This window comes from Nocardiopsis halophila DSM 44494, assembly GCF_000341245.1.
In the GTDB taxonomy this organism is placed as follows: Bacteria; Actinomycetota; Actinomycetes; order Streptosporangiales; family Streptosporangiaceae; genus Nocardiopsis_A; species Nocardiopsis_A halophila.
Genome location: NZ_ANAD01000135.1, coordinates 13,453 through 37,054 on the forward strand (window position 1 = coordinate 13,453; position 23,602 = coordinate 37,054).

Here is a 23,602-nt window from a genome sequence, read left to right on the forward strand (position 1 = left end):
CCATGGAAAAGGGGCGGTGAGGTACTGACGCGCGGGACGGGGGCGGTCCATACTCCCAGTGGAATCACGAGTGAGACAGGAAGCCGCGCCCGTTCCCGGCCGGACCGCTCCGGACGGGGGCGCCGCCAGAGAGGAGTGCCGAGTGGGTACCACCGAGCAGGATTACGATTACGCCACCGCCGACTTCAACGCCGTGTACACGGGGGGCGACCTATTGCCGGGCGCGTCCATCAAGGGCGTCCCCTGGGACATCGGTGAGGCGCAGCCGGACGTGGTCGCCATGGAGGCCGAGGGCCGCTTCTCCGGCGAGGTCCTCGACGCCGGCTGCGGACCGGGCGACAACGCCGCCTTCCTGGCCCGCCGCGGATACCGTGTCACGGCCGTGGACGCGGCGTCGGCGGCCGTCGCCGAGGCCGAGCAGCGCGCCCGCGGTCTGGGAATCGAGTTCGCAGTGGCGGACGCCACCCGCCTCGACGGCTATACGGGGCGCTTCGACTCCGTCTTGGACAGCGCGCTCTTCCACACCCTGGGCGCGCAGGACCGCCGCCGCTACGCCGCTGCCCTGCACCGCGCCGCCCGACCGGGCGCGCGGCTGAGCATGCTCTGCTTCGCAGATGTCCCGGGGGGAATGCCGGCCCCGCTCGCGGTGGCCGAGGACGAGGTGTCCGCCGTGCTGGCCGAGGCCGGATGGCGGGTGACGCGGCTTCAGCGGTCGGTGTACGCGGGGGTTCCGGGACCGGTCCGTGAGTTCTTCGAGAAGACCGGTCGCTCCCCCGAGCTGGACGAGCGCGGACGCACGCGGCTGCCGGTGTGGAAGGTGTACGCCGACCGTGCGGAGGCGGCATGAGCGCCCCGAGGGCCTTCCCCGTGCTGCGCACCCCCCGCGTAGAGGCCGTCGCCGCGTTCTACGAGGAGCTGGGGTTCACCCGCGGGACGGTGCACCCGCCCGAGGGTGAGCCGGAGTTCGTCGCCCTGCGCAGAGGCGGGGCCGAGGTGGCGATCGCCCGGTCGGCGGACGGGGCGGCCGGGGACGGGCCGTGGGAGATGTTCGTGTTCGTCGACGACCTGGACGCCGTCGTGAGGCGGGTGCGCTCCGGGGCGGCCCGGGTGCTCCAGGAGCCGGTCCGGATGCCGTGGGGCGAGCGGGTCGCCCGGGTCGCGGACCCGGACGGCAACGGTGTCGCCCTGGCGTCCGAGGGGTGAGCGGCGCCCGGAGACGGCGGTGCGGGGCGCCCCTCGAGGGGCGCCCCGCACCGCCGCAGAGGAGGGGCCTATTCCGCGGGCGAGATGTTCTGGTTGCGGCGGAACAGGTTGTTCGGGTCGTACACCCGCTTGAGGTCGGCCAGGCGGCGGAGCGTCTCCTCCGGATAGACCTCGCCGACGACTTCGCTGCTGGTCCGCCGCCCGTAGACGAAGTTCAGCGAACGGCCGACCACCCACGGCGCGACCGCCTCATAGACCGCCTTGTGGGCTGCGCGAACGGATTCCTCGGAGACGTCGTCGAGGCCGGACAGGACCCGGAGGATGTACTGCGCCTCACGGAAGGGGACCGAGTTCGGCGCCTCGGGCGGACGGGACATCGCGCCCCCAAGGTGGCGCAGGTCCATGATGCAGGACACGGGTGCGCCCGGGCCCGACAGCCGCAGCACGGATTCCAGCGCCTCCGGCGGCAGCTCGCGGAGCAGCACGTTGTTGCCGTGGAACGCGTGGGCGAAGTCCGGCTCGCGGTAGATCGAACCGCCCTCGTCGTAGTCCAGCTCTCCGAGGTGCTCGAAGATCGGCGTGGCGATCTCCCGCCAGGGGGCGACGAGCCCGGGTCCGGCGGCCAGGTCCGTGGTGGCGATACGGACGTGCACGACGTGCCGGCCCCGCAGCGGCTCCGGGAATACGGGGATCGGCGGGTACTCGATCATGCCCACGGACGAGGTCACCGACTCCGGAGCCGAGGCCGTCCACGTCCGGAAGTGGTCGAGCACGGCCGCGGCGTCGGCGGCGTCGTAGTACAGCCCTCCGCCATAGATCCTGGCTGCGGGAAGCAGGCCGATCTCGACGGAGGTCACCACACCGAAGTTGTCCCTGCCGCCCAGCAGCGCCCAGTAGAGGTCGGGCTCGTCCTGCGGGGTGACGTGCCGCAGTTCGCCGTCGGCGGTGACCACGTCGAGCGCGCGCACGTGGTCCGCCGCGTATCCGAACTCGCGGCCCAGCAGGCCGATGCCGCCGCCCAGCAGGTAGCCGGCCACGCCGACGTGCGGTGCCGAGCCGCTCAGCGGGGCGAGGCCGTGCGGGACGGTCGCGGCCGACACGTGCTTCCATTGGGCGCCGGCGCCGATCCTCGCGGTCCGGGCCTGGGGGTCGACCTGCACCTGTGCGAGCCGGCCGGTGGTGATCACCAGGCCGCCCTCGTCGAGCACCGTGAGGCCGTGCCCGGTGCCTTGGACGGCGACCGGGAGGCGGTGCTCGGCCGCGAACCGGACGGCGTGCCGGACATCGTCGGCGTCCGCGGCCCCCACGACGACGGCGGGGTTGTGCCGGTAGGCCTTCTGGAATGCGGACAGTTCCTCCTCGTACCCCTCGTCTCCGGGACAGAGCACCGGGCCGGACACATTTTCCATGAGGGTGTTGACATTCTTTTCTGTGGCCATTGTTTCGCGCCCCTTCCAATATTGTTCGGTGTATGTGGGACCTCGCCTCCGGGCGCGGTTCCCAATGCTCCCCCGTAACTCCGGAAAACGGGTGCCACCATGGGCGTGCCACCGTGGCGCCCGGTCCGGAAACTGTCGGCCGTACTTTGCGGCTCCCTCGCAGCCGGTCCCGATGACGGGACTAGCGCGGCGTGGTGCCCTCCTTCGGGGGCACCGTCTCCGTCGGGGCGGCGCCGGGCCCCTCCGCCGTTCCGGGCCCCGAGGCCGGAGCGACCCGCATCGCCAGGCACGCCGCCACCCCCAGCAGGAGCACCCCGGCGGGCAGCAGCAGTGTCGTCCCGGCCGCGTCGGCGATCCCGCCCCGGAGCGCTTCGGGCATCTGCTCGGGAGCGAACTCGCCCGTGGCCCCGGCAGGCCCGCCGTTCGCGGCGATCCGGGCCTGGAGAAGCACGCCCACCGCGGCGCTTCCGACCACGCACCCCACTTGGCGGAGGGTGTTGTAAACCCCGGAGGCCGCTCCCATCAGCTCGTGCGGCATCCCTCCCGTGGCCACGTGCGCCAGGGGGGCGAAGGACGCCCCCGTGCCCAGCCCGCAGACGAAGAGCGCCACTCCCACGGGCCACGGGCTCGCATCCGGCGCCATCACGGCCACCAGCAGGCAGATACCGGACGCGAACAGCAGGAAACCGGCGAGTGTCACCCACTTGCCGCCGAAGCGGTCGGAGAGCATCCCCGCGAACGGGCCGACGGCCCCGCTGGAGAGGGCGGTCGGCACCATGAGGACACCTGCTTGCTGCGGTGAGAGTTCGAGCACCGACTGCAGGTAGAGCATCAGCGGAAGGTACAGCCCGGTGACGGCGAACCCTACTGCGGCGGCCGCCACCACGGCGGCGCCGAAGTTGCGCCCCCGGTAGAGTGCGAGCGGCATCAGTGGCTCACCGTCCGTGCGGCGCTGCCAGAGCACGAACGCGGCGAGCAGCAGCACACCGGTCCCCAGCACGACGGGGACGGTGACCGGGCCGACGATGCGGCCCCAGCCGAAGTGCTCGCCGTTCTGCAGCCCGAAGACCAGCGCGAGCAGTCCCAGAGCGGACAGCAGCGTGCCGGGGAGGTCGAAACGTCGGCTGTTGCGGGGCAGGCCGCCCGGCAGCAGCCGAACCGCCAGCACGACACCGGCCAGCCCGATGGGGACATTGACGAGGAAGATCCATTCCCAGCCCGCGGTACCCACGAGCAGGCCGCCCAGGAGGGGCCCCACAGTAGAGGCCAGGCCGGCGACCCCGCCCCACACGCCGAGCGCGGCGCCGACCCGGTGGGCGGGAAAGACGGTGGTGACCAGCGCCATGGTCTGCGGGGCCATCAGAGCCGCGCCCAGGCCCTGAAGCGCGCGCGCGGCGATCAGCATCCCCGGGCTTCCGGAGAGGCCGCACCACAGCGAGGCCCCGGTGAACACCACCAGGCCGGCGAGGAACACCTCCTTTCGGCCGAGCCGGTCCCCCAGCCGTCCGGAGACCAGCAGCGGCACGGCGTAGGCGAGCAGGTAGACGCTGTTCACCCACGCCATCTGGTTCAGGTCGGCCGGAAGGTCGGAGAGCATCGCGGGGATGGCGACGTTCACGATGGTGATGTCCATCATGATCAAGAAGAAGCCCACACAGATGGGAACCAGGGCGGCCCAGGGGTTCACCTGTGCGGCGGGCGGCGCACCGTCCGTCTCGTTTTCGGGGGAGGTCACGCTGCTCCTTACGTCGTTGAGGGGTGGTCGCTCGGGCCCGGTGCCGTCAGACGCCGCGGGTCTCCAACTCGGTGGCGATCGCGTTCCAGGACACGGCGCAGGCCCGTGCCACGGCGGCGATCTGCGTCGCGCGGTGGGCGGGGGCCTGCTGCGCGATCCGGACCTCCTCTTCACGGAGGACCCGCGTCTCCAGCCAGCGGATCACCGTGCGTCCCTCGCGGCTGTAGCGGAGGGCGGGGTCCTTGCGCAGGGAATCGAGGAGGGCGAACAGGTCGACCGGCCTTTTCCCCCGGGGAGGGGCCGGCTGGCGGGGACCCCGCCCTCGTGGGCGAGACGGCCCCGACGGGCGGGTCCGCTGGGTGGGCGTCCCCGCGAGCCGCGGAGGGAGGGGCCCCTCGCCGCGTCGCAGTTTGTCTCGGACGTCCCGGGCCGTCTCCACCGAGACCCCGGCCGCTTCGGCCACTTGGCGGAGCGAGGCGCCCTCCCCCAATTCGGCCAGGACCTCTCGGCACTTCAGCCGCCTCTCCACGGCGTCCAGGGCGCGGACTCTCCCGTCGCGGCCGACCCGCGACGCGGGCGCGTCCCCCGCCTCCTCCGGCCCGTCGGCCTCCGCACGGCGGCGGAGGGCCCCGACGGTCTTGTCGGACAGGCCCGTCCGCGCGGCGATGGAGCGGTCCGACCACTCCGGGCGTGTACGAAGGATCCGCCGCGCGGCCTCCTTGCGATCGGCCAGCGTCAGCGGCAGGCCGTGGCGCACGTTCGATTCGACGGCGAGGATGGAGGCCTCCGCCTCGGAACCGTCGAACCAGGTCACCTCGATGGTCGAGCACCCGGCGATGCGGGCGGCGCGGAGCCGGTGGGCCCCGTCGACGACGCGCATCGTGGGGCGGTGCACGACGATCGGGGGAAGCTCTCCGGGAGCTTCGGCGAGCAGGCGGGCGTGGTCCTCATCGATCCCGGAGAGGCGGGGCGACCAGCCCTCGCGCACCGTTTCGATCAGGACGGTCTCGGACACGGGGGCGGACGTCCGGCCGGGGGCTTCAATGGTCTGGCTGGACATTTCTCCTCTTTCCGTCACGGCACACGGTCGACGCGGAGCGATGGCAGTCGGTTGTTGCGACGAGGAAGTCGTCCAGGGCCCCCGTGCTCCGGGCACGGGGGCCGCCGGGGGCGGGGTCGCGGCCCTGTGCGACGGCGACGGTGCCGAAGCATGCGCACGGGGCGTGCTGCAGCGCGGGCCGGGGGCGGCGGGGCCGAAGCCGATCGCGATCTCCGCATGCTCGGCGGCCTTCACGTGCTCACCCGGCACTCGCCTTCCCCCGGTCCGTTCGCCTGTGCTCCACGACAATCTAGAGCCGGTCGTCACGTTCCGCAGCCGGACGGGGCGTTGATTGTCAGGTCCGGCGGGACGGGGGCAGTGACCGGACGCCGCTCTTCCTGCGGCATCATTGGGCGGTCCCCTGCCGCTCCTGCTGACCACGCTGCCCTTTCCGCCCCGGACGGGTTTGGAGTGCCTCGCCGATGCCGTCGTTCACCGCCTCGCCCAACGTGCTGTTCGACACGCGGGTGTGCGCCGTCCGGCGGCCGTCGCCGGGCTTCGTCCGGCTCACGCTGACGGGCCCGGCCCTGGACCGTTTCGGCCCCTACGGCCTCGACCAGCGCATCAAGATCCTCGTGCCCCCGGACGGCCGGATCCCCGAGGGGCTCGGAGGCGGCCTGCCGAGCGAGGCCGAGTGGCGTGCGCGCTGGCGCGCGCTCCCCGCCCCCGAGCGGCCGCTCATGCGCAGTTACACCGTCGCCGGAGTCCGCCCCGGGGACCGCGAGGTGGACGTGGACTTCTACCTCCACGACCACCCCGGCCCCGCCAGCGCCCTCGCCGTCGCCGCGCGCGGGGGCGAGCGCGTCCTGCTGTCCGGCCCGGACGTCCGGCGGGGCCGCCCCGGGCACGGGATCCAGTGGGACCCCGGCCCCGCCGGGCACGTGCTGATCGCCGGGGACGAGGCCGCCTACCCGGCGATCCGCGGCATCCTCGCCTCCCTGGCCCCGTCCGTGCGCGCCGAGGTCGTCGTGGAGGCGGGCGACCCCGCCGACGCGGCCTGGGTCGCCCGGGCCCGGCCCGGCTGCGCGCCGACCGTGGTCCCGCGCGCCGGGGAGGAGCCGGGCGCCCCCCTCCAGCAGGCGATCGAGGCGTGGGCGCACGGGCACGGCGCCGCCGCGGCCGCCCTCGGCGCGGACTTCTACGCCTGGACGGCCGCCGAGAGCACCCGCGTCGCCCGGATGCGGGACCGGCTGCGCGCCGCGGGGATCGCCCCCGGGCGCATCCACGCCCAGGGCTACTGGAACGCGAAGGGCCGGCGCGGGGAGCTGCCTCCCACCAGGCAGGGGGTGGCCAAGATGAGGTGAGGCTTTGCTAAGTTAGGGTCCGCTTATGTGGCCGCACCCGGCCATCCCGTCCCGGCGGATTGGATCCCCCATGCTTCCGACCACCCCCGGCCGCCGCGCGCGGCTGCTCCCCCTCGCCCTTCCGGCGGCCGCCGTCCTCGCCGTCTCCGCGTGCGGCGGCGGCTCCGAGGACTCCGGCGGCTCCGCCGGTGCGGGCGCCTCCGGCGAGACCCGCACCGTCGAGCACGCGCGGGGCGAGACCGAGGTCCCCGCCGACCCGCAGAAGGTCGTGGTCCTCGAACCGGTCCAGCTCGACACCGCCGTGGCCCTGGGCACCGTCCCCGTCGGCGCGGCGATGTTCGACGAGGCCGCCGGCGCCCCGGCCTACCTCGGCGAGGAGGCCGCCGACGTGCAGGGGGTGGGCACCGTCCCCGAGCCGAGCGTGGAGAAGATCGCCGCCCTGGAGCCCGACCTCATCCTCGGGACCGAGAGCCGCCACTCCGCCCTGTACGACCGGCTCTCCGACGTCGCCCCCACGGTCTTCATGGAGACCCAGGCCGACCCGTGGCAGGACAACGTCGGGCTGGTCGCCCGCGCCCTCGGCGACGAGGAGGGCGCCGAGTCGCTGATGGACGACTACCGGGCGCGCTGCGGCGAGATCGCCGAGAAGTACGGCACGGAGGGCATGACCGCCCAGCTCGTCCGCCCCCGCGACGACGTGCTCACCCTCTACGGGCCGACCTCCTTCGCCGGGAGCACCCTGGAGTGCGCGGGCTTCACCACCCCCGAGCACGACTGGGAGGACATCTCCCTGGACATCTCTCCCGAGCGCGCCCTGGAGGCCGAGGCCGACCTGGTGCTCGTCACCGCCGACGACGTCGACGACCCCGAGGCGGTGCCCCCGTCCGTGCGCGAGAACGAGGACGCCTTCCCCGAGCTGCACACGGTCGACCGGTCGTTCTGGATCGCCGGGGTGGGCCCCAAGGGCGGCATGACGGTGCTCGACGACCTCGACCGCATCCTCGAGGAGTCCGACTCCTTCTCGGCCGGGTAGCGCCCCGCACGGAACGGAAGGGCCCCAGGTGACAGGTGAGACGGCGGAGGCCGGGACGGCGGCGGCGCCCTCCCGGACCCCGCGCGGACGTGCGCGGACCCCCGTGTGGGTGGCGGGCGGGCTCGCGGCGCTGTCCGCGGCCGTCGTCCTGTCCCTGCTGGTCGGCGCGAACCCGCTGCCGGTGCCCGCGCTGCTGGACGCCCTGGCGGGCGGCGGGGGCGACGAGGCGCGCTTCGTGGTCGGGGAGCAGCGCGTGCCGCGCACCGCGGCCGGCCTCGCCGTCGGCGCCGCGCTGGGCACGGCCGGGGCGCTGATCCAGGCCTTCACCCGCAACCCGCTCGCCGACCCCGGCATCCTCGGGGTGAACTCGGGGGCCGCGTTCGCGGTGGCGGTGGGCATGGCCTTCTTCGGGGTGAGCGACCCCTCCGCCTACGTGTGGCTGGCCTGCGCGGGCGCGCTGGTCCTCACCGTCGTCGTCTACGGCGTCGGCGCCGCCGGGGGGCCGGCGGCCGGGCCGATCCGGCTCACGGTGACCGGGGTCGCGCTGGGCGCGGTGTTCGCGGGCCTGACCACCGGGCTCACCCTGACCCGCCCGGACACCTTCGAGCGGATGCGCGGCTGGAGCGCGGGGAGCCTGCTGGAGCGCGGCTTCGACGTGCTCCTCCCGGTCCTCCCGCTGCTGGCCGCCGGGCTGGTCCTGGCGGCAGCCACGGCGCCGGCGCTCAACGCGGTCGCGCTGGGCCCCGACGTCGCCCGCGCCCAGGGCGTGCACCTGGGCCGGGTGCGGGTCGCGGTGCTCGCCGCCGTGACGCTGCTGGCCGGGGGCGCCACCGCCGTCGCCGGGCCGATCGCATTCGTCGGGCTGATGGTCCCGCACGTGGTCCGCTGGACGGTCGGCCCCGACCAGCGCAGGATCCTGCTCGGGACGCTGATCGCCTCCCCGGTGCTGGTGCTGCTGTCCGACGTCCTCGGGAGGGTCGCGGTGCTGCCCAGCGAGATGCCGGCGGGCGTGGTGACCGCGTTCGTGGGCGCCCCCGTGCTGATCGCGCTGGTGCGCCGGCCGAAGGCGAGCGGCCTGTGAGCGCGCAGGTCCTGCGCCGACGCCGCGTGGTGCGCCCGCGCACGGCCGCGGTGGTGCTGTCCGGCGCGGTGGTGACGGCCGTCCTCGGAGTGCTCGCCCTCGGCCTGGGCGACTACCCGCTCAGCCCGTCCCAGGTGGTCTCGGTGCTCGCCGGGCTCAGCGACGGGTTCGAGCGCATCGTCGTCATCGAATGGCGCCTCCCGCGCGCGCTGGCGGCCGTGGTGTTCGGCGCAGCCCTCGCCGTGGCGGGCGGCGTGTTCCAGACGCTGACCCGCAACCCGCTGGCCAGCCCGGACATCGTCGGCCTGGCGAACGGGTCGTTCACGGGAATGCTGGTGGCGCTGCTGGTGCTGGGCGGGGGCTGGCCCCTGCTGATGTCGGGGTCGCTGGTGGGAGGCCTGGCCGCCGCGGTCGTCATCTACGTGCTGGCCTACCGGGGCGGCATCAAGGGCTTCCGCTTCATCGTGGTGGGCATCGGGGTCTCGGCCATGCTGTCCTCGTTCAACACCTGGATGCTGCTGCGGGCGGACGTGGAGACCGCGCTGTTCGCCTCGGCGTGGGGCGCGGGCACGCTGAACACCGTCACGGCGGAGACCGCCTACCCGGCCGCGGGCGCGGCCCTGGCCCTGCTGGCGGTGCTGCCGTTCGCGGCCCCCGCGCTGCGGCAGATGGACCTGGGCGACGACATGGCGCGGGCCACCGGGGTGCGCGTCGACCGTGCCCGGGCGGCGGCGATCGCGGTGGCGGTCGCCCTGGTGAGCACGGTGACGGCGGTGGCGGGGCCGATCGCGTTCGTGGCCCTGGCCGCACCGCAGATCGCCCGCCGCCTCGCCAGGGCGCCGGGGATCCCCCTGGCGGCGTCGGGGACGGTCGGCGCCGGGCTGCTGCTGGCGTCCGACCTCATCGCCCAGCACGTGATCCCCCTGACGGTGCCGGTCGGCGCGGTGACCGTCGTCTTCGGCGGCGCCTACCTGGTGTGGCTGCTGGTCCACGAAGCGCGCAGGCGCCCCTAGCCGACCGTCCCCCCGCCGTTGATCCCGGACCGGCCCACCGACATGGCCGATGGAGCAAGAGCCCGCTCCGGGTAGGACAGGGCCACGGACGTGACACCGACGGGGAAGGGCGGTGCCATGGGCGCCTGGCCCCTGTGGGCGAGCGCGGCGGTCCTGATCGGTGCGGCGGTGCTGCTCACCGTGGGAGGCGGGCCCTTCACACGGCTGGTCGACCGGCTGGCCGACCGCACGGGCATCGGCGAGACGATCGCCGGGATCGTGATGGTCGGCGCCGTCACGTCGCTGCCCGGACTGCTGACCAGCATCGTCGCGGCGAGTGCGGGCGACACGGAGCTGGCGATGGGCAACGCCCTGGGCGGCATCGCCGTGCAGACCGCGTTCCTGGCCCTGGCCGACCTGTACTACCGGCGCTCCAATCTCGAACACGCCGCGGCGTCGCTGCAGAACCTCCTCGCGCCCGTCGTCCTGGCCGTCATGCTCGGCGTGGTGCTGATGGCCGGGGCCGGACCGCAGGTCACCGTGGTGGGCGTGCACATCGCCTCGCCGGTGCTGGTGGGCTGCTACCTCTACTGGCTGCACCTGTCGCGCGAGGTCCGCGACCGCCCCCTGTGGAGGGTGGTGCACACCAGGAGCACCCGGCCCGACCTGCCGGAGGAGGGGCCGTCCGACACCTCCGAGCGCCTGTCCGTGATGTGGGTGAAGTTCGTCCTGCTGGCCGCCGTCGTCGCGGGGACGGGGTACGCGGTGGGCGAGGCGGGGCTCTCGGTGGCGGCGCAGACCGGCCTGTCCAGCGGTGTGGTGGGCGCCGTCATCACCGGTGTGGTCACCTCCCTGCCCGAGCTGGTCACGGTGCTGTTCGCGGTGCGCATCCGCGCGCTGCACCTGGCGATCGGCGACATCGTGGGCGGCAACGGCTTCGACGTGCTGTTCCTGTCGGCGGCCGACGCCGCCTACCGGGACGGGTCGCTGTACGCCGCCATGGGGCCGCGGGTGGTGCTGCTCATCGGGCTCGCCATCGTCCTCAACCTGCTGGTGGCCGCGGGGCTCATCCGCCGCGACGAGTCGGGCATCGGGTTCGAGGGGGTGGCGATCCTCCTCGTGTACGCGGTCGGGGTCGTGTCCCTGGCCGCACTGGGGTGAGCGCGGGGGCCGGCCCGGGCCGGCCCCCGCGGGGAGGACGGAAGGGTCAGGCCCCTCCGGCGGGCACCGGCAGGGCCGTGCCGAGCACTGCGCCCGCCATGCCCTCGTGCCCTGCGGCGTTCGGGTGGACGGGCGCGGCGTCGACCGCGTTCAGCGGCTCCATCCACCGCACGTCCTGCGGCTTGCACAGGTCGTGGCCGATGGACCCGGTGTAGGTGTCGACGTACTCCGCGCCGTGGGCCTGGGCCCGTTCGGCGAGCATGTCGTTCAGGCTCTTCTGGGTGTCGCGCAGCCAGGGGGCGTCCCCGGCGGCGATGGGAACGGTGGAATGGCAGTTGGACCCGTCGTCGGGCATGATCACCGGGTAGCCGAGGAGGAGGACGCGCGCGTCCGGCGACCGCTCGGCGATGCCCTCCAGCACCCCGTCGATCTTCGGCGCGGTCTCCTCGATCCGCTCCTGCAGCCGGTCGGTTCCGCCGTAGGTGTAGCTGTTCTTGCACGGCTCGCCGTAGGGGTTGAACGTCCCCAGGAACGCGCACCGGGTGACGATGTCGGCGAACCCCATGTCGTTGCCGCCGACCTGCAGCGTCACCAGGTCGGTCCCGGCGCCGAGGGCGTCGAACTGCGGCGGGTTGGAGCCCTGGGGCTCGGTCATGTGCTCGGTGGTGGCGCCGCCGCAGCTGATGTCGGTGAAGGAGCCGGGCGACAGGTCGGCGGAGACCAGGGTGGGGTAGTTGCGGTCGGAGCGGCCGCATTCGGCGTCGACCTCGTCGGGGATGCCGACGCCGGAGGTGAAGGAGTCGCCCAGGGCCGCGTACTCCTGTACGGCGCCGTCGGTGGGGACGGAGACGGCCGAGGCCGGGGCGGCGCCCAGCATCGGGAGGGCGAGCGCCGCCGCGGCGACGGGGGCGGCGGCCAGACCGAGTCGGCGGGTGCGGGGGGGTGGGGGCATGGCGCGACCTCGCGTGGTGTCCGAGGGCGGCCGGGCGCACAGAGGCCCGGGCCGCGGGGTGCGGGGGACTCGGAGGGACACGGGGGAGGCTGCGCGCAGCGGACGGTGCGGACGTCCGCGAAAAACCCTTACCGGTGAGTAATCCTCACCGCGGCGCCACCGGCCCGTCAATCCCCCTGACGGGCCCAAGCCGGTCAGGAATCGAGAAGCGCAGGCCACGGCGCCGCTTCTAGGGTGAGCGGCATGGACATCACGATTCACACCACACCGCTCCCGCACGTCGACCCGGAGGAGTCGGTCGCCTTCTACCGCGACGTCCTCGGCTTCGAGGTCCGCTCCGATGTGGGCCAGGGCACCATGCGCTGGGTGACGGTCGGACCCGCCGGGCAGCCCGGGACCTCCATCCTCCTGGCGCCGCCGGCGGTCGACCCGGGGCTCACCGAGGACGAGCGCCGCATGATCTCCGAGATGATGGCCAAGGGCACCTACGGTTGGATCCTGCTGGCCGCCCCGGACCTCGACGGCGTCTTCGAGAAGGTGGTGGCGCGGGGCGCCGAGGTCGTCCAGGAGCCCACCGACCAGCCCTACGGGATCCGCGACTGCGCGTTCCGTGACCCTGCGGGGAACCTCGTCCGCATCCGCCAGGCGGACTGAGTGCGAAGGGGCCCACAATGTGCGACCCCTCGTGGGGGCGGGCGCTCGCGGAGCATGTGCGGCACCGACGGAACGGCAGCGACGGCTGGACGGAGGAACCGATGAAGGACGCGCCGCCGCGCGGGCGGGCAGAGCGGATCCGGGACACACGGGCCAAGCTGGAGGAGGAGATCGACCTCTGGGTCTCCACGTCGAGCCCGTCGGCCGGCCCGTACCTCGTACCGCTCTCCTTCATGTGGGACGGCGAGACGCTGCTCCTCGCGACGTCGCGGGCGTCGGTGACCGGGCGCAACCTGCTCACGGACGGGCGGGCGCGGATGAGCCTCGGGGGGACCCGCGACGTCGTGGTCATCGACGGCACCGCCGATCCGGTGGAGAACACGGAGATGCCCTCCGAGATCGGCGATGCCTTCGCCGACAAGTGCGGGTTCGAGCCGCGGGACAACGGCGCGTCCTACCTGTACTTCCGGGTCCGGCCGCAGCGCATCCAGGCCTGGCGCGAGGTGAACGAGGTCGAGGGGCGCGACCTGATGCTCGACGGGCGCTGGCTGGACGGCCGGTCGACCTGACTTCTCGTCCACACCCTGTGGACGGACACGGAGAAGGGGCCGCGCATCGCGCGACCCCTTCTGTCGTCTCCCCCGTCCCCCTCAGGCCGTCAGGCGCGGCCCGGGGTGCGGAACAGGTGCTCGGAGCGCAGGGCGGCGTACCCCGGCTTGATCACGTCGTCGATGATCACGATCCGCTCGTCGAACGGAAGGAACGCCGACTTCATCGCGTTCAGCGTGAACCACTGCATGTCGTCCAGCGTGTAGCCGAACGCCTCCGAGAGCTTCTCGAACTCCTCCGACATCGACGTGCCGCTCATCAGCCGGTTGTCCGTGTTCACCGTGACCCGGAACCGCAGCCGCCGCAGCAGGCTGATCGGGTGCGCCTCGATGGACTCGGCCGCCCCCGTCTGCACGTTGGAGCTCGGGCACATCTCCAGCGGCATCCGGGTGTCGCGCACGTACTGCGCCAGGCGGCCCAGCTCGGCCGACCCGTCGTCGCCGACCTTGATGTCGTCCACGATCCGCACGCCGTGCCCCAGCCGCTCGGCGCCGCAGTGCTGGATCGCCTCCCAGATCGAGGGCAGCCCGAAGGCCTCCCCTGCGTGGATGGTGAAGTGCGCGTTCTGGCGGCGCAGGTACTCGAAGGCGTCCAGGTTGCGGGTGGGCGGGAAGCCCGCCTCCGGGCCCGCGATGTCGAACCCGGCCACCCCGGCGTCGCGGTGCCGGACCGCCAGCTCGGCGATCTCGGTGGCGCGGGCGTTCTGGCGCATCGCGCACAGCAGCGTGCGCACCATGATCCGGTGGCCGGCCGCGGCGGCGCGCCGCTCGCCCTCGGCGAAGCCCTCCTGCACGGCCTCGACGATCTCGTCCAGTCCCAGCCCCCTCTCCTGGAACAGCTCGGGGGCGTAGCGCACCTCGGCGTAGACGACGCCGTCGGCGGCCAGGTCCTCGGCGGCCTCGGCGGCCACCCGCACCAGCGCCGGACGGGTCTGCATCACGCCGACCGTGTGCGAGAACGTCTCCAGGTAGCGCTCCAGCGAACCGGAGTCGGCCGCGTCGCGGAACCAGCGGCCCAGCTCGGCGGGGTCGGTGGCGGGCAGCCTGTCGTAGCCGGACTCGGCGGCCAGCTCGGCGACCGTGGCCGGGCGCAGCCCGCCGTCGAGGTGGTCGTGCAGCAGCACCTTGGGCGCCCGGCGGATCTGGTCGGGGGTGGGCCGTTCGGACTGACCGAGCATCGAGACTCCTCTGGGGTCGGGTTCGTTGCGGTGGATCGGGTCTGTCGTATACGTGTGCGGCCCGCCCCTGTGAGGGGACGGGCCGCACGGCGGGGGCGGCTAACCGATGAGGATGCCCGCGATCGCGGCGCTCATCAGGTTGGCCAGGGTGCCCGCGATGATCGCGCGCACGCCCAGCTTGGCGATGCGCTTGCGCTGGTTGGGGGCCAGGTTGCCCAGGCCGCCCAGGAGCACGGCCAGCGAGCCGACGTTGGCGAAGCCGGTGATCGTGAAGGTCACGATGGCCACCGTCTTGTCGGACAGCTCGGCCATCTGCGGCGTGAAGTCCAGGAAGGCCACGAACTCGTTGAGGATGAGCTTCTGGCCGAGGAAGCCGCCGGCGGCGACCGCCTCGCTCCACGGGACGCCGATGACGAACATCAGCGGGGAGAAGATCCAGCCCAGGATCTTCTGGAAGCTCAGGTCCTCCATGCCGAACAGGCCGCCCAGAGCGCCCAGGCCCATGTTGAGCAGGGCCACCAGGGAGATGAACGCGAGCAGCATGGCGCCGATGTTCAGGGCCAGCTTCAGGCCCTCGGTGGCGCCGCGGGCCGCGGCGTCGATGACGTTGTGCGGCTTGGTCTCCTCCTCGTCGGCGAGGGCCCCCGTGGCGCCCTCCTCGGTGTCGCCCGCGCCGGAGGAGGTGCCGGTGCCGTGCGCATGGCCCTCGGCGACCGCGGTGTCGGCGGTGTCGGGGGTGTCGGCGGCGGCCCCGCCGCCGGCCGGGACCGCGGGCACCTTCTCCTGGCCCTCGACGGCGGCCTCGGAGGACTCCTTCTCGGTCTCCGGCATGATGATCTTGGCCATCATCAGGCCCGCGGGGGCGGCCATGAAGGCGGCGGCGATCAGGTACTCCATGCTCGCGCCGAGCAGGTAGTAGCCGATGAGCACGCTGCCGGCGACCGTGGACAGGCCGCCGACCATGACCGCGAACAGCTCCGAGCGGGTGAGCCGGCTCAGGTAGGGGCGGATGACCAGGGGCGCCTCGGTCAGGCCGAGGAAGATGTTGGCGGTGGCGTTCATCGACTCCGCCTTGCCGGTGCCCAGGACCTTCTGCAGCCCGCCGCCGATGATGCGGACGACCCACTGCAGGATGTTCAGGTAGTAGAGCACCGCGGTCAGGGAGGACACGAAGATGACGACCGGCAGCACCTGGAAGGCGAAGACCGATCCCTCTTCGGGCAGGACCGGGCCGAACAGGAAGTCGATGCCCTCGTTCGAGGCGTCGATGAGGGACTGGAAGCCGAGCGCGATGGTCTGCAGCGCGGCCTTGCCCGGAGGCAGGTAGAGGACGACCAGGCCGAAGACGACCTGGACGGCGAGTGCTCCGAAGACCGTGCGCGGGCGGATCGCGCGCCGGTCGGTCGAGAAGGCGAACGCGATGGCCAGGATCACCAGCATCCCGCCGATGCCCCACAGCACGTTGAGCACGTCCATGCCCCCTCCCTTCTTAGGTGTGTGATGCGCGCCTGCCGGGCCGCGGGGGTCCGCTCGGCCGCCGTGGCGGAGGTCCCGCCGGGGATGTAAACGATTACCGTGATGCAGCACACTGCAAGCGTGTGAGATCTTTTGTCAACCCGTCAGAGTTGTCACAGAACATCGTAAATGAGCTGGTGAGTCCTTGACCGCAAGCCGGATCGCGTGTCCTGCCAGGCTCTCCCGTGCATGAGAAAACGATTTCTCGACACCCCGTCCCCGTCCGGTTCCGAGGAGTGAAGTGATGTCGGTCACCATCAAGGACGTCGCCGAGCGGGCCGGAGTGTCCGTGGCCACCGCCTCGCGAGCGCTGTCCGGCGGGCGCGGGGTCCGGCCGGCCAACAGGGAGCGCGTGCTGCGCGCCGCCCGCGAACTGGACTACGAGCCCAACGCGGTGGCCGCGGCGCTGCGCAGCCGCACTACCAACAGCATCGGCATCGTGGTGCCGCGCATCTCCAACCCCTTCTTCGCCACCCTGGTCGAGGCGGTGGAGCGGGAGGCCGCGCGCGGCGGCCGGGGGCTGCTGCTGGCCGCCTCCCAGTACGACCCCGGGGTCGAGGAGGCCCAGCTGCGCTCGCTGCTGGACCGGCGGGTCGACGCGCTGATCGCGGTCCCCTGCCACCGCGAGCACAGCCGCGCGGCCATCGAGGCGGCGGGGCGCCGGGTGCCCACCGTCCAGCTCGACCTGTGCTTGGACGGCGGGGGCGGGAGCTGGGTGGGGGTGGACAGCGAGGCCGGGATCCTGGCCTCGGTCGAGCACCTGGTCGCGGCGGGGGCGCGCACCCTTGCCTATGTGGGGTCCGAGCCCACCGACTCCTCGGCCCAGGCCCGCCTGGACGGCTTCCGCGGTGCGGCGCCGCTGTGCCCGGGCGGCGCCGAGCGGGTGCTGCTGGGCGACTTCAGCCTGGACTGGGGGCACACGGCGGCGCGCCGACTTCTGGAGCGCCCCGGCGCGCTGCCCGAGGGCATCGTCTGCGGCAACGACACCATCGCCTTGGGGGTTCTGCGCGAACTGGCCCGCGGCGGGGTGGACGTGCCGGGCCGGGTGATGGTCACCGGGTTCGACGACATACCCTTCGCCGAACTGGCCGAACCGCCCCTGACCACGGTGCGCCAGCCGCAGGAGCAACTGGCGGCCGAAGCGGTCCGCACCCTGACCGACCGCCTCGGCGGAGGGGCCGAACCCCACCGGAGGGTCGCCATCGCCCCGGAACTCGTCATCCGGGGAACCACCCGCCCGACCGGGTGACCGTGCCCAGGGCGGCGGACAGGACAAGGGGGCGCCGAGAAGGGCGCCCCCCTTGCCGACCGTTCCGGGTGCCCTACAGGCTCGCGCCGGGCTTGAGGGCGCGGGCGATGCGGACCACGCGCTCGGCCTGGACCTGGGCGGCCTTGCGGGAGGTGTCGTCGACCGGGTTCTGGCCCTGGGCGTCCACGTGGGAGGTGCCGTAGGGGTTGCCGTCGACGAACTTGGAGCCGTCGGTGTAGCCGGGGGGAACGATGATCCCGCCGAAGTGGTAGAAGGTGTTCGCCAGCGCCAGCAGGGTGCTCTCCTGGCCGCCGTGCTGCGTGGCCGAGGACGCGAAGCCGCTGTAGACCTTGTCGGCCAGCTTCCCCTCCGCCCACTGCGGGCCGAGCGTGTCGATGAACTGCTTGAGCTGCGAGGCGATGTTGCCGTAGCGGGTCGGCGAACCGAAGATCACCGCGTCGGCCCAGACCACGTCGTCGGCGCTCGCCTCGGCGACGTCCTTGGTGGCCTCGATGTTGGCGGCCCACGCCGGGTTGCTCTCGATCGCCGCCTCCGGGGCGAGCTCGGCGGCCTTGCGCAGCCGCACCTCGGCCCCCGCCTTCTCCGCCGCGTCGGCGAGCTCCTTGGCCAGCGCGGAGACGGTGCCGGTCGAGGAGTAGTAGATGACGCTCAGCTTGACGTCGCTCATGGTGGTGCCTCACACAGATCGCTTGCGGGATGACTGCTTGCTAGAAAAATAATGCAAACACATTTATTCCCTCGCAAGGGGGTGGAGTGCGGTGTGAGGGGAGGCACACGGGTCGCGCGGGCTCCGCGCCGCCGCGGACCCCGGTGCGCGAGTGGCGCAGGGGGAGGGACAGGCAGGGACGGCCGGGGTACCCTTTGCGCCGTGAAGACGGTGCAGGCGGCGCGGAAGCGCGGATGGAGGGCGCGCCCCGGGTGGGTGCTCGCCCTCGCCGTCGTCCTCGCCCTGCACTACGTGTGCCTCGTCTGCATGGCCGCGGCCGCGTCCGCCGGCGAAGTGCCCGCGCAGGTGCACACCGAGGCGGTCGCCGGCAAGGCGGTCGTCGCCGATGCGCCCGCCGAGCCGACCGGGGCGCAGGCCCTGGCCCCCGACGCCGCGCACGACGACTGCGACGCCCCGATCATCAACACGGCCGCCTACTTCGGCACCGACAGCGACGACTCCGGTGTGAAGTCGCCCGCCGACCACCGGACCGCCTCGACGGCGCTGCTGCTCATGCTGCTGCTGAGCGCGGCCCTGGCGGTCGTCCTGCGGCTGGCGCCGGGGGGGCGGGGGGGGNCCGCCGTGGCCCGGGCCGCCTGGCGTCCCAGCGGCATCCGGCTGCTCACCACCCTGTGCATCCAGCGGGTGTAGATGCCCGCGCACCGCCGCCACCCCCTGGCGGTGCGCCCTTCACCGGACCCCCCGACCTTCTTTCCCGGCGCCCGGCCCCCGACCCGGGGCGGCGCCCCGAAGCGATCCTGGTGAGGACATGACCAGAAATCTCAGCATCACCCTCGGCCTCCTGCTCGTGCTCGCGCTCGCCTTCGGCGTCTTCGCCGTGGTGCGCTCGGTGACCGGAGGGGGCCCGGCCGAAGCCGAGCGGGTCTCCGCCGAGACCCTCGTCCGCGAGGACAGCCACTACCTCGACGAGGTGGAGGGGGCCGACGTCACCATCGTGGAGTTCCTCGACTTCGAGTGCCCGGCCTGCGGCCAGATGTACCCCGTCATGGAGGACGTCCGCGAGGAGTACGACGGCCAGGTCAACTTCGTCGTCCGCTACTTCCCGCTGCCCGGGCACGTCAACGCCGAGGCCTCGGCCGCGGCCGCCGAGGCCGCCTCCCGGCAGGACGCCTTCGAGGAGATGTACCAGAAGCTCTTCGAGACCCAGGAGGAGTGGAGCGGCGCCTCCGAGCCCACCCCGGAGGTGTTCGTCGACTACGCCGAGGAGATCGGCCTGGACCGCGAGCAGTTCCTGGAGGACATGAACGACCCCGCGATCCTGGAGCGGGTCAACGCCGACATCCCCGACGGCACCGAGGCCGGCGTCGAGGGCACCCCGACGATCTTCGTCAACGGCCGCCTGATGTCGTCCATGCCCACCGAGAAGCAGCTCAGCGACGTCATCGACGAGGAGCTGGAGGCGGCGCAGGAGGAAGGGGGCGAGGAGTGACCGCCCAGAAGGCCGCCGGCGGCACCCCCGCGCCGGCGCCGTCGGGTACGGGAGCCGATGCGCCGATCGTCGGCCGGGCGCTGCCCTGGGTGCTGGCGGTCGGCGGCGCGGTCGGCCTGCTGGCGGCGTTCGCGCTGGCCATCGAGAAGATCAACTCGCTGGCCGACTCCGACTACGTGCCCACGTGCAGCGTCAACCCGGTGATCAGCTGCGGCACGGTCATGGACACCCCGACGGCGGAGGTCTTCGGGTTCCCGAACCCGCTGTTGGGCATCGCCTGCTTCGCCGTCGTGACCGCCGTCGGCATGGCGCTGCTCTCCGGGGCCTCGTTCCGGCCGTGGTTCTGGTGGGGCCTCCAGGGCGGCGTGCTCTTCGGCATCGGGTTCGTGCACTACCTGATCTTCCAGAGCCTGTACCGGATCAGCGCGCTGTGCCCGTACTGCATGGTGGTGTGGGCGGTGATGATCCCGATCTTCGTCTACACGACCCTGGACAACGTGCGGACGGGCCGCATCCCGCTCCCGGCGGGGGTCCGGTCGGCGGCCAGGGTGCTGATCCGCAACCACACGGTCGTGGTGACGGTCTGGTTCCTGCTGGTCATCGCGGCCATCGCCCAGGCCTTCTGGTCCTTCTGGACGGGGCGGATCTAAAGGCCTCAGGAAGAGGCGGGGACCGCCCGCCGCGTCATGCGGCGGGCGGTCCCCTTTTGCCAGAGGGGGCACCGGCCGTCACCCGTCGCGCCGGGCGGCGTCCTCCTCCGCGGCCGCGCGGACGGCGTCGCGGACCGCGCGCGCCGCCCGGCCTCCCCAGCGCGACCGGGGCCCGCCGAAGGGATCGGGGGCGTTGCCGGCGACGCCGGTCCGGCACGCCACGACAACCGCGTCCGAGGCGGTCCCCGTGCACGCGAAACCGGCCTCCATCACCGCCTGCACCTTCGCCTCGACCACCGTGGCCAGCAGGTTCGCCAGCCCCGAATCGGACAGCGGCTCGGGCACCGCCGCCACGATGTTGATCGTTCCGGGGCCGGGTCCGGCCAAGGGGGCGCCCAGCCGGATCTCGTCCAGATCAGGGGAGTCCGCCGCCCAGGTGGGGCGACCGATGCCGACGGTGGCCAGCGCCTCGGCCCCGCCGTCCGCGGCGAAGCGCGCGCGGGACACCTCGGCAGCCGTCATCAGTCCCACGCCCCGCCCGCGCACCCCTGCCCGGGACGCGATCTGTCTCAGGTGCACGGCGGGGTCGAGCCGCCGGTAGTCGCCGGAGACCTGGGCGTTCACCACGAACGACCGGTCGCCGAGCCCGCCACCGAGCACCGCCGAGGAGAGCATCCGCCATCCCGGTCCGGCGTCCCACACCAGCGCCCGCAGCTCGCGCCCGTCCTCACGGCGCGTGTGCAGGCGCGGTGCGATGAGCGCGCCCCCGGGTACCGCTGTTGTCCGTTCCCGCCTGTCCACGGCGCGACTTTAGCGCTCCCCCGCCTCCGCCGGGCGGTGGACCGCCGCCGTGGCGAGGGCGCACACCCATCCCAGCGCCGCGCCCCACAGCAGACCGGCCACCGCGCCGCCCGCCGCGTAGACCGCCCAGCCCAGCGGGCCGAGCCCCATCGCGGCCGCCGGGACGGCCCCGCGCAGCACACCCGCGAGCGCCGTACCGGCGGCGAAGGCGCCCCACGCCGACAGCGCGGTGCGTCCCCGGCCGGCGGCGGGGCGGCGGCGGGCGGCGCGGGCGGTGGCCAGCCCGGTGGCGGCGGCCAGCACCGCCACCGCCGCCAGCTCGGTCACCAGGGCCGACCACGGCTGCTCGCCGAGCGGCACCGCGCGCAGCGGCGGCGGGCCGAACGGGGCGCCCAGGGCGGAGGGGACCACGAGCGGACCGGCGGTCGCGGTCAGCCAGGTGAGGAAGGCCGCCGAGCCGAACAGCAGGCAGGGGGCCAGTGCGGCGGCCGCGGCGGAGGCGCCCGTGCGTGCGGCGGGCGTCGCCGGGCTATTGCGAAAATCATTCACGTTCTGCAGGATAGTGATCCAGGTCTCACAAGGACAGGGGTTCGGCGGAGACTCCCCTCCCCCGCCGAACCCCTGGTGCGACGCGCCCCCGCCTCCGACGAGGCACGCGCCCCGAACACGTCCCCCGAAGAGGAGTGCGGTGAGCAGAACGACGCGGACCCGGCGCCCCGTCCTCCGGGCGGTCGCCGTGGCCGCCGTCCTCGTGACCGCCGCGGCCGGCGTCGCGGCCGTCACCCGGACCGAGCCCGGTCCCCCGCGCTACATCACCGACGACCAGGGGCGCGCCCTCTTCCTGCACGGTTTCAACACCTCCGGCTCCACCAAGGCCGACCCGGACTCCCTGCCGTGGATCACCGAGGAGGACGTGCAGCACGAGTACGACACCATGGGCACCAACTTCGTGCGGCTCCTCATCCAGTGGAGCGCCGTCGAACCGGAGCCGGGGGAGTACGACAAGGCGTACCTGGACGCCGTCGCCGAACGTGTGGACTGGTACGGGGAGCGCGGGTACCACGTGCTGCTCGACATGCACCAGGACCTGTACGGGGCGGACGTCTCCCCCGACCGCCACTCCGGGAACGGGGCGCCGGCCTGGGCCACCCGCACCGACGGACTGCCCGTCGCCGAACAGGACATGTGGGAGCTGGTGTACCTGGAGCCGGGGACGATGCGCGCCTTCGACCACTTCTGGAACACCACCGGCGACCACCCCGAGCTGATGGAGCACTACGCCGACGCCTGGGGCCGGGTCGCCGAGCGCTTCGCGGACGACCCCGCGGTGATCGGCTACGACCTGATGAACGAGCCCTTCGGGGGAAGCCTGCAGGGTCCGGCCTTCGAACGCGGGCCCCTCGCCGAGCTCTACCGGCGCTGCACCGAGCGGATCCGCGGCGCCGACACCGACACGTGGATCTTCGTGGAGGGCCAGGCCGTAGGCGGGAACTGGGGGACGCCCTCGGCGCTCCCCCGGCTGGACGACCCCCGCCCGGGTGAGCCGCGCATCGTCTACGCGCCGCACGCCTACCCGCTCCCGATGGACCTCGGCCGGTCCTACACAGGAGAGGGGCGCGGACAGGTGGACACCGCCATCGCGCTCTGGGAGGAGAACGTCAGGGTGACCGCGGAGCGCTTGGGCGCGCCCGTCGTCCTCGGCGAGTTCGGCCTCGACATGTCGGGCGACGGGGCGGAGGCCTATGTGGCGAAGATGCTCGACGTCACCGACTCCATGGCGACCGGGCGCGCCTACTGGTCGAACGACCACGACGGGTGGGGCCCCTGGGCCGATGAGGACCTGACCCCCGGTCCCCTGGCCGAGGTGATGGACCGCGCCTACCCGCGGGTGGTCGCGGGCGAACCGCTGGACGTCGGCTACGACCCCGGCGGCACGGGTGGGGGCGCTGGTGGCTCCGGGGGCTCGGACTCTCCGGGGTCCCCGCAGCTCACAGTTCGATTCGAGGCGGTGGAGGGCGTCACCGGCCCCACCGAGGTGTACCTGCCCGAAGGGGAGTTCCCCGATGGCGGAGAGGCCCGGGTCGCCGCATCGACCGGAGGCGAGGCCGAGGCCTCCGTGGAATGGGACGCCGAACGTAGAGTCCTGGCCGTCGAACTCGCGTCCTCTGACCCCGGAACAGAGTACGAACTGAGAGTTCGTCCCGATCGGCCGTAGTCGCGCTCGGGTTCATCAAGAGAAGAGTTCATCAAGAGAAGAACCGTCAAGAGAAGTCCCCGGTCACCGGGGTCGGCTATGGGGAGCACCGTGGGCCTGCGGGCCGTGTTTTCGGGGGCGGGGCTCGGGCGTGCGGACGGCCGGGGCGGTGGGGCGGCGACGGAGCGGCCGGGTAGCCGCTTATGCCTGCTTGCCGTCCGCCGGGGCCCTGTCGGCCCAGGGGGGAGGAGCGGCGATGGAGGAGCAGGTGCCCCGCTCACTGCTTCTCGCCGGCTGCCGGGTTCCCGCTGGTCGGACGGGTAGGGCGGCGACGGATGAGCGGGGCGCCCCGGTCGTGTCCGCTGGCGTGGTTGGACTCTGCGGGCCCCGGCCGCCCCCGGGGGCACTGTCTGCCGCCCGCACCGACACCCTTGTTGATCTCGGGGAAGTCGGGGTAATACCGGCGAGTATTACCCCGACTTCCCCGAGATCAACGGCAAGGAGAGAAGGGGGCGCGCGCCCGGGGCGGGGGCGCCGATCGCGGCGCAGCGGTCGCACCGCTCACAAGGACGCGGCC

The 23,602-nt window shown here is 73.3% G+C and carries 22 protein-coding genes; 13 read left to right on the forward strand and 9 right to left on the reverse strand.

All coding sequences use genetic code 11. From position 1 onward, the window contains the following. Positions 1–142 precede the first annotated feature (142 nt). Together D450_RS30365 and D450_RS0115920 are read left to right on the forward strand one after the other, a co-directional pair. Entirely contained in the window at positions 143–847 is a 705-nt protein-coding gene (locus tag D450_RS30365; RefSeq protein WP_017539654.1) for a class I SAM-dependent methyltransferase, read from the forward strand. Continuing rightward, entirely contained in the window at positions 844–1,203 is a 360-nt protein-coding gene (locus D450_RS0115920; protein ID WP_017539655.1) for a VOC family protein, read from the forward strand. Before D450_RS30365 ends, D450_RS0115920 begins: the two co-directional genes overlap by 4 nt. A gap of 68 nt (positions 1,204–1,271) precedes the next feature. Here the strand turns inward: D450_RS0115920 and D450_RS0115925 are convergent, their stop codons facing one another. The 3 genes from D450_RS0115925 to D450_RS0115935 form a co-directional block, all read right to left on the reverse strand. Then, positions 1,272–2,642, reverse strand: coding sequence for an FAD-binding oxidoreductase (locus D450_RS0115925; RefSeq protein ID WP_051063599.1), 1,371 nt, complete (start codon positions 2,640–2,642; stop codon positions 1,272–1,274). A 181-nt stretch (positions 2,643–2,823) separates the two neighbouring features. Further along, complete coding sequence (locus D450_RS0115930; RefSeq protein WP_017539657.1) at positions 2,824–4,377, reverse strand: MFS transporter; 1,554 nt, start codon at positions 4,375–4,377, stop codon at positions 2,824–2,826. A gap of 46 nt (positions 4,378–4,423) precedes the next feature. Then, positions 4,424–5,437: a ParB/RepB/Spo0J family partition protein gene (locus D450_RS0115935; protein WP_017539658.1), complete on the reverse strand. Its 1,014-nt coding sequence runs from the start codon at positions 5,435–5,437 to the stop codon at positions 4,424–4,426. 461 nt (positions 5,438–5,898) lie between these two features. Here D450_RS0115935 and D450_RS0115940 point away from each other — a divergent pair, with 461 nt between their 5' ends. The 5 genes from D450_RS0115940 to D450_RS0115960 all read left to right on the forward strand — a co-directional run bounded on the left by D450_RS0115940 (position 5,899) and on the right by D450_RS0115960 (position 11,047). After that, positions 5,899–6,780, forward strand: coding sequence for a siderophore-interacting protein (locus tag D450_RS0115940; protein WP_017539659.1), 882 nt, complete (start codon positions 5,899–5,901; stop codon positions 6,778–6,780). A gap of 70 nt (positions 6,781–6,850) precedes the next feature. Then, the gene (locus D450_RS0115945) at positions 6,851–7,813 is read left to right on the forward strand and encodes an ABC transporter substrate-binding protein (RefSeq protein WP_017539660.1); all 963 of its coding nucleotides are present in this window, start codon (positions 6,851–6,853) and stop codon (positions 7,811–7,813) included. Positions 7,814–7,916: 103 nt separating this feature from the next. Further along, entirely contained in the window at positions 7,917–8,894 is a 978-nt protein-coding gene (locus D450_RS0115950) for an iron chelate uptake ABC transporter family permease subunit (RefSeq protein ID WP_017539661.1), read from the forward strand. Continuing rightward, the gene (locus tag D450_RS0115955; RefSeq protein WP_017539662.1) at positions 8,891–9,907 is read left to right on the forward strand and encodes a FecCD family ABC transporter permease; all 1,017 of its coding nucleotides are present in this window, start codon (positions 8,891–8,893) and stop codon (positions 9,905–9,907) included. The genes D450_RS0115950 and D450_RS0115955 overlap by 4 nt, the downstream gene beginning before the upstream one ends. 117 nt (positions 9,908–10,024) lie before the next feature. Further along, on the forward strand, positions 10,025–11,047 hold the full coding sequence (locus D450_RS0115960) for a sodium:calcium antiporter (RefSeq protein ID WP_017539663.1): 1,023 nt from the start codon (positions 10,025–10,027) through the stop codon (positions 11,045–11,047). A gap of 46 nt (positions 11,048–11,093) precedes the next feature. Here the strand turns inward: D450_RS0115960 and D450_RS0115965 are convergent, their stop codons facing one another. After that, positions 11,094–11,999 (reverse strand): SGNH/GDSL hydrolase family protein, encoded by a 906-nt coding sequence (locus D450_RS0115965; RefSeq protein ID WP_017539664.1) that lies wholly within the window; start codon positions 11,997–11,999, stop codon positions 11,094–11,096. Between the two features lie 243 nt (positions 12,000–12,242). Between D450_RS0115965 and D450_RS0115970 the strand changes: the two genes are divergently transcribed. Then, positions 12,243–12,653 carry a VOC family protein gene (locus tag D450_RS0115970; RefSeq protein ID WP_026128588.1) on the forward strand — a complete coding sequence of 137 codons (411 nt, stop codon included), beginning with the start codon at positions 12,243–12,245 and terminating at the stop codon, positions 12,651–12,653. A gap of 101 nt (positions 12,654–12,754) precedes the next feature. Further along, positions 12,755–13,222 carry a pyridoxamine 5'-phosphate oxidase family protein gene (locus D450_RS0115975; protein ID WP_017539666.1) on the forward strand — a complete coding sequence of 156 codons (468 nt, stop codon included), beginning with the start codon at positions 12,755–12,757 and terminating at the stop codon, positions 13,220–13,222. 89 nt (positions 13,223–13,311) lie between these two features. Here D450_RS0115975 and D450_RS0115980 read toward each other — a convergent pair whose 3' ends face one another. Together D450_RS0115980 and D450_RS0115985 are read right to left on the reverse strand one after the other, a co-directional pair. Beyond that, entirely contained in the window at positions 13,312–14,439 is a 1,128-nt protein-coding gene (locus tag D450_RS0115980) for an adenosine deaminase (RefSeq protein ID WP_017539667.1), read from the reverse strand. Between the two features lie 99 nt (positions 14,440–14,538). Further along, entirely contained in the window at positions 14,539–15,915 is a 1,377-nt protein-coding gene (locus tag D450_RS0115985; RefSeq protein ID WP_017539668.1) for a NupC/NupG family nucleoside CNT transporter, read from the reverse strand. Between the two features lie 283 nt (positions 15,916–16,198). Here D450_RS0115985 and D450_RS0115990 point away from each other — a divergent pair, with 283 nt between their 5' ends. Then, positions 16,199–17,203: a LacI family DNA-binding transcriptional regulator gene (locus D450_RS0115990; RefSeq protein WP_017539669.1), complete on the forward strand. Its 1,005-nt coding sequence runs from the start codon at positions 16,199–16,201 to the stop codon at positions 17,201–17,203. Between the two features lie 73 nt (positions 17,204–17,276). On the opposite strand, the gene wrbA is transcribed toward D450_RS0115990, so the two are convergent. Beyond that, complete coding sequence (wrbA, locus tag D450_RS0115995; RefSeq protein ID WP_017539670.1) at positions 17,277–17,891, reverse strand: NAD(P)H:quinone oxidoreductase; 615 nt, start codon at positions 17,889–17,891, stop codon at positions 17,277–17,279. An 808-nt stretch (positions 17,892–18,699) separates the two neighbouring features. Between wrbA and D450_RS0116005 the strand changes: the two genes are divergently transcribed. Both D450_RS0116005 and D450_RS0116010 read left to right on the forward strand, forming a co-directional pair. Further along, on the forward strand, positions 18,700–19,380 hold the full coding sequence (locus D450_RS0116005) for a DsbA family protein (RefSeq protein ID WP_017539672.1): 681 nt from the start codon (positions 18,700–18,702) through the stop codon (positions 19,378–19,380). Next, a complete protein-coding gene (locus D450_RS0116010; protein ID WP_017539673.1) occupies positions 19,377–20,030 on the forward strand; it encodes a vitamin K epoxide reductase family protein in 654 nt (217 codons plus the stop codon). Before D450_RS0116005 ends, D450_RS0116010 begins: the two co-directional genes overlap by 4 nt. Before the next feature lie 78 nt (positions 20,031–20,108). On the opposite strand, the gene D450_RS0116015 is transcribed toward D450_RS0116010, so the two are convergent. Together D450_RS0116015 and D450_RS0116020 are read right to left on the reverse strand one after the other, a co-directional pair. Further along, the gene (locus D450_RS0116015) at positions 20,109–20,831 is read right to left on the reverse strand and encodes an adenosylcobinamide amidohydrolase (RefSeq protein ID WP_017539674.1); all 723 of its coding nucleotides are present in this window, start codon (positions 20,829–20,831) and stop codon (positions 20,109–20,111) included. A 9-nt stretch (positions 20,832–20,840) separates the two neighbouring features. Continuing rightward, on the reverse strand, positions 20,841–21,380 hold the full coding sequence (locus tag D450_RS0116020; RefSeq protein WP_017539675.1) for a hypothetical protein: 540 nt from the start codon (positions 21,378–21,380) through the stop codon (positions 20,841–20,843). Positions 21,381–21,519: 139 nt separating this feature from the next. Here D450_RS0116020 and D450_RS0116025 point away from each other — a divergent pair, with 139 nt between their 5' ends. Further along, on the forward strand, positions 21,520–23,046 hold the full coding sequence (locus tag D450_RS0116025; protein WP_017539676.1) for a cellulase family glycosylhydrolase: 1,527 nt from the start codon (positions 21,520–21,522) through the stop codon (positions 23,044–23,046). The last annotated feature ends 556 nt before the right edge of the window (positions 23,047–23,602 follow it).

Bases quoted from the DNA above. Each gene is read 5' to 3' on its own strand.
- D450_RS0115990 (WP_017539669.1), top strand. From the start codon at position 16,199: ATGTCGGTCACCATCAAGGACGTCGCCGAGCGGGCCGGAGTGTCCGTG.
- D450_RS0115960 (WP_017539663.1), top strand. From the start codon at position 10,025: ATGGGCGCCTGGCCCCTGTGGGCGAGCGCGGCGGTCCTGATCGGTGCG.
- D450_RS0115925 (WP_051063599.1), bottom strand. From the start codon at position 2,642: ATGGCCACAGAAAAGAATGTCAACACCCTCATGGAAAATGTGTCCGGC.
- D450_RS0115980 (WP_017539667.1), bottom strand. From the start codon at position 14,439: ATGCTCGGTCAGTCCGAACGGCCCACCCCCGACCAGATCCGCCGGGCG.
- D450_RS0115970 (WP_026128588.1), top strand. From the start codon at position 12,243: ATGGACATCACGATTCACACCACACCGCTCCCGCACGTCGACCCGGAG.
- D450_RS0115940 (WP_017539659.1), top strand. From the start codon at position 5,899: ATGCCGTCGTTCACCGCCTCGCCCAACGTGCTGTTCGACACGCGGGTG.
- D450_RS0116005 (WP_017539672.1), top strand. From the start codon at position 18,700: ATGACCAGAAATCTCAGCATCACCCTCGGCCTCCTGCTCGTGCTCGCG.
- D450_RS0115965 (WP_017539664.1), bottom strand. From the start codon at position 11,999: ATGCCCCCACCCCCCCGCACCCGCCGACTCGGTCTGGCCGCCGCCCCC.
- wrbA (WP_017539670.1), bottom strand. From the start codon at position 17,891: ATGAGCGACGTCAAGCTGAGCGTCATCTACTACTCCTCGACCGGCACC.
- D450_RS0115935 (WP_017539658.1), bottom strand. From the start codon at position 5,437: ATGTCCAGCCAGACCATTGAAGCCCCCGGCCGGACGTCCGCCCCCGTG.
- D450_RS0115945 (WP_017539660.1), top strand. From the start codon at position 6,851: ATGCTTCCGACCACCCCCGGCCGCCGCGCGCGGCTGCTCCCCCTCGCC.
- D450_RS0115920 (WP_017539655.1), top strand. From the start codon at position 844: ATGAGCGCCCCGAGGGCCTTCCCCGTGCTGCGCACCCCCCGCGTAGAG.
- D450_RS0115985 (WP_017539668.1), bottom strand. From the start codon at position 15,915: ATGGACGTGCTCAACGTGCTGTGGGGCATCGGCGGGATGCTGGTGATC.
- D450_RS0115975 (WP_017539666.1), top strand. From the start codon at position 12,755: ATGAAGGACGCGCCGCCGCGCGGGCGGGCAGAGCGGATCCGGGACACA.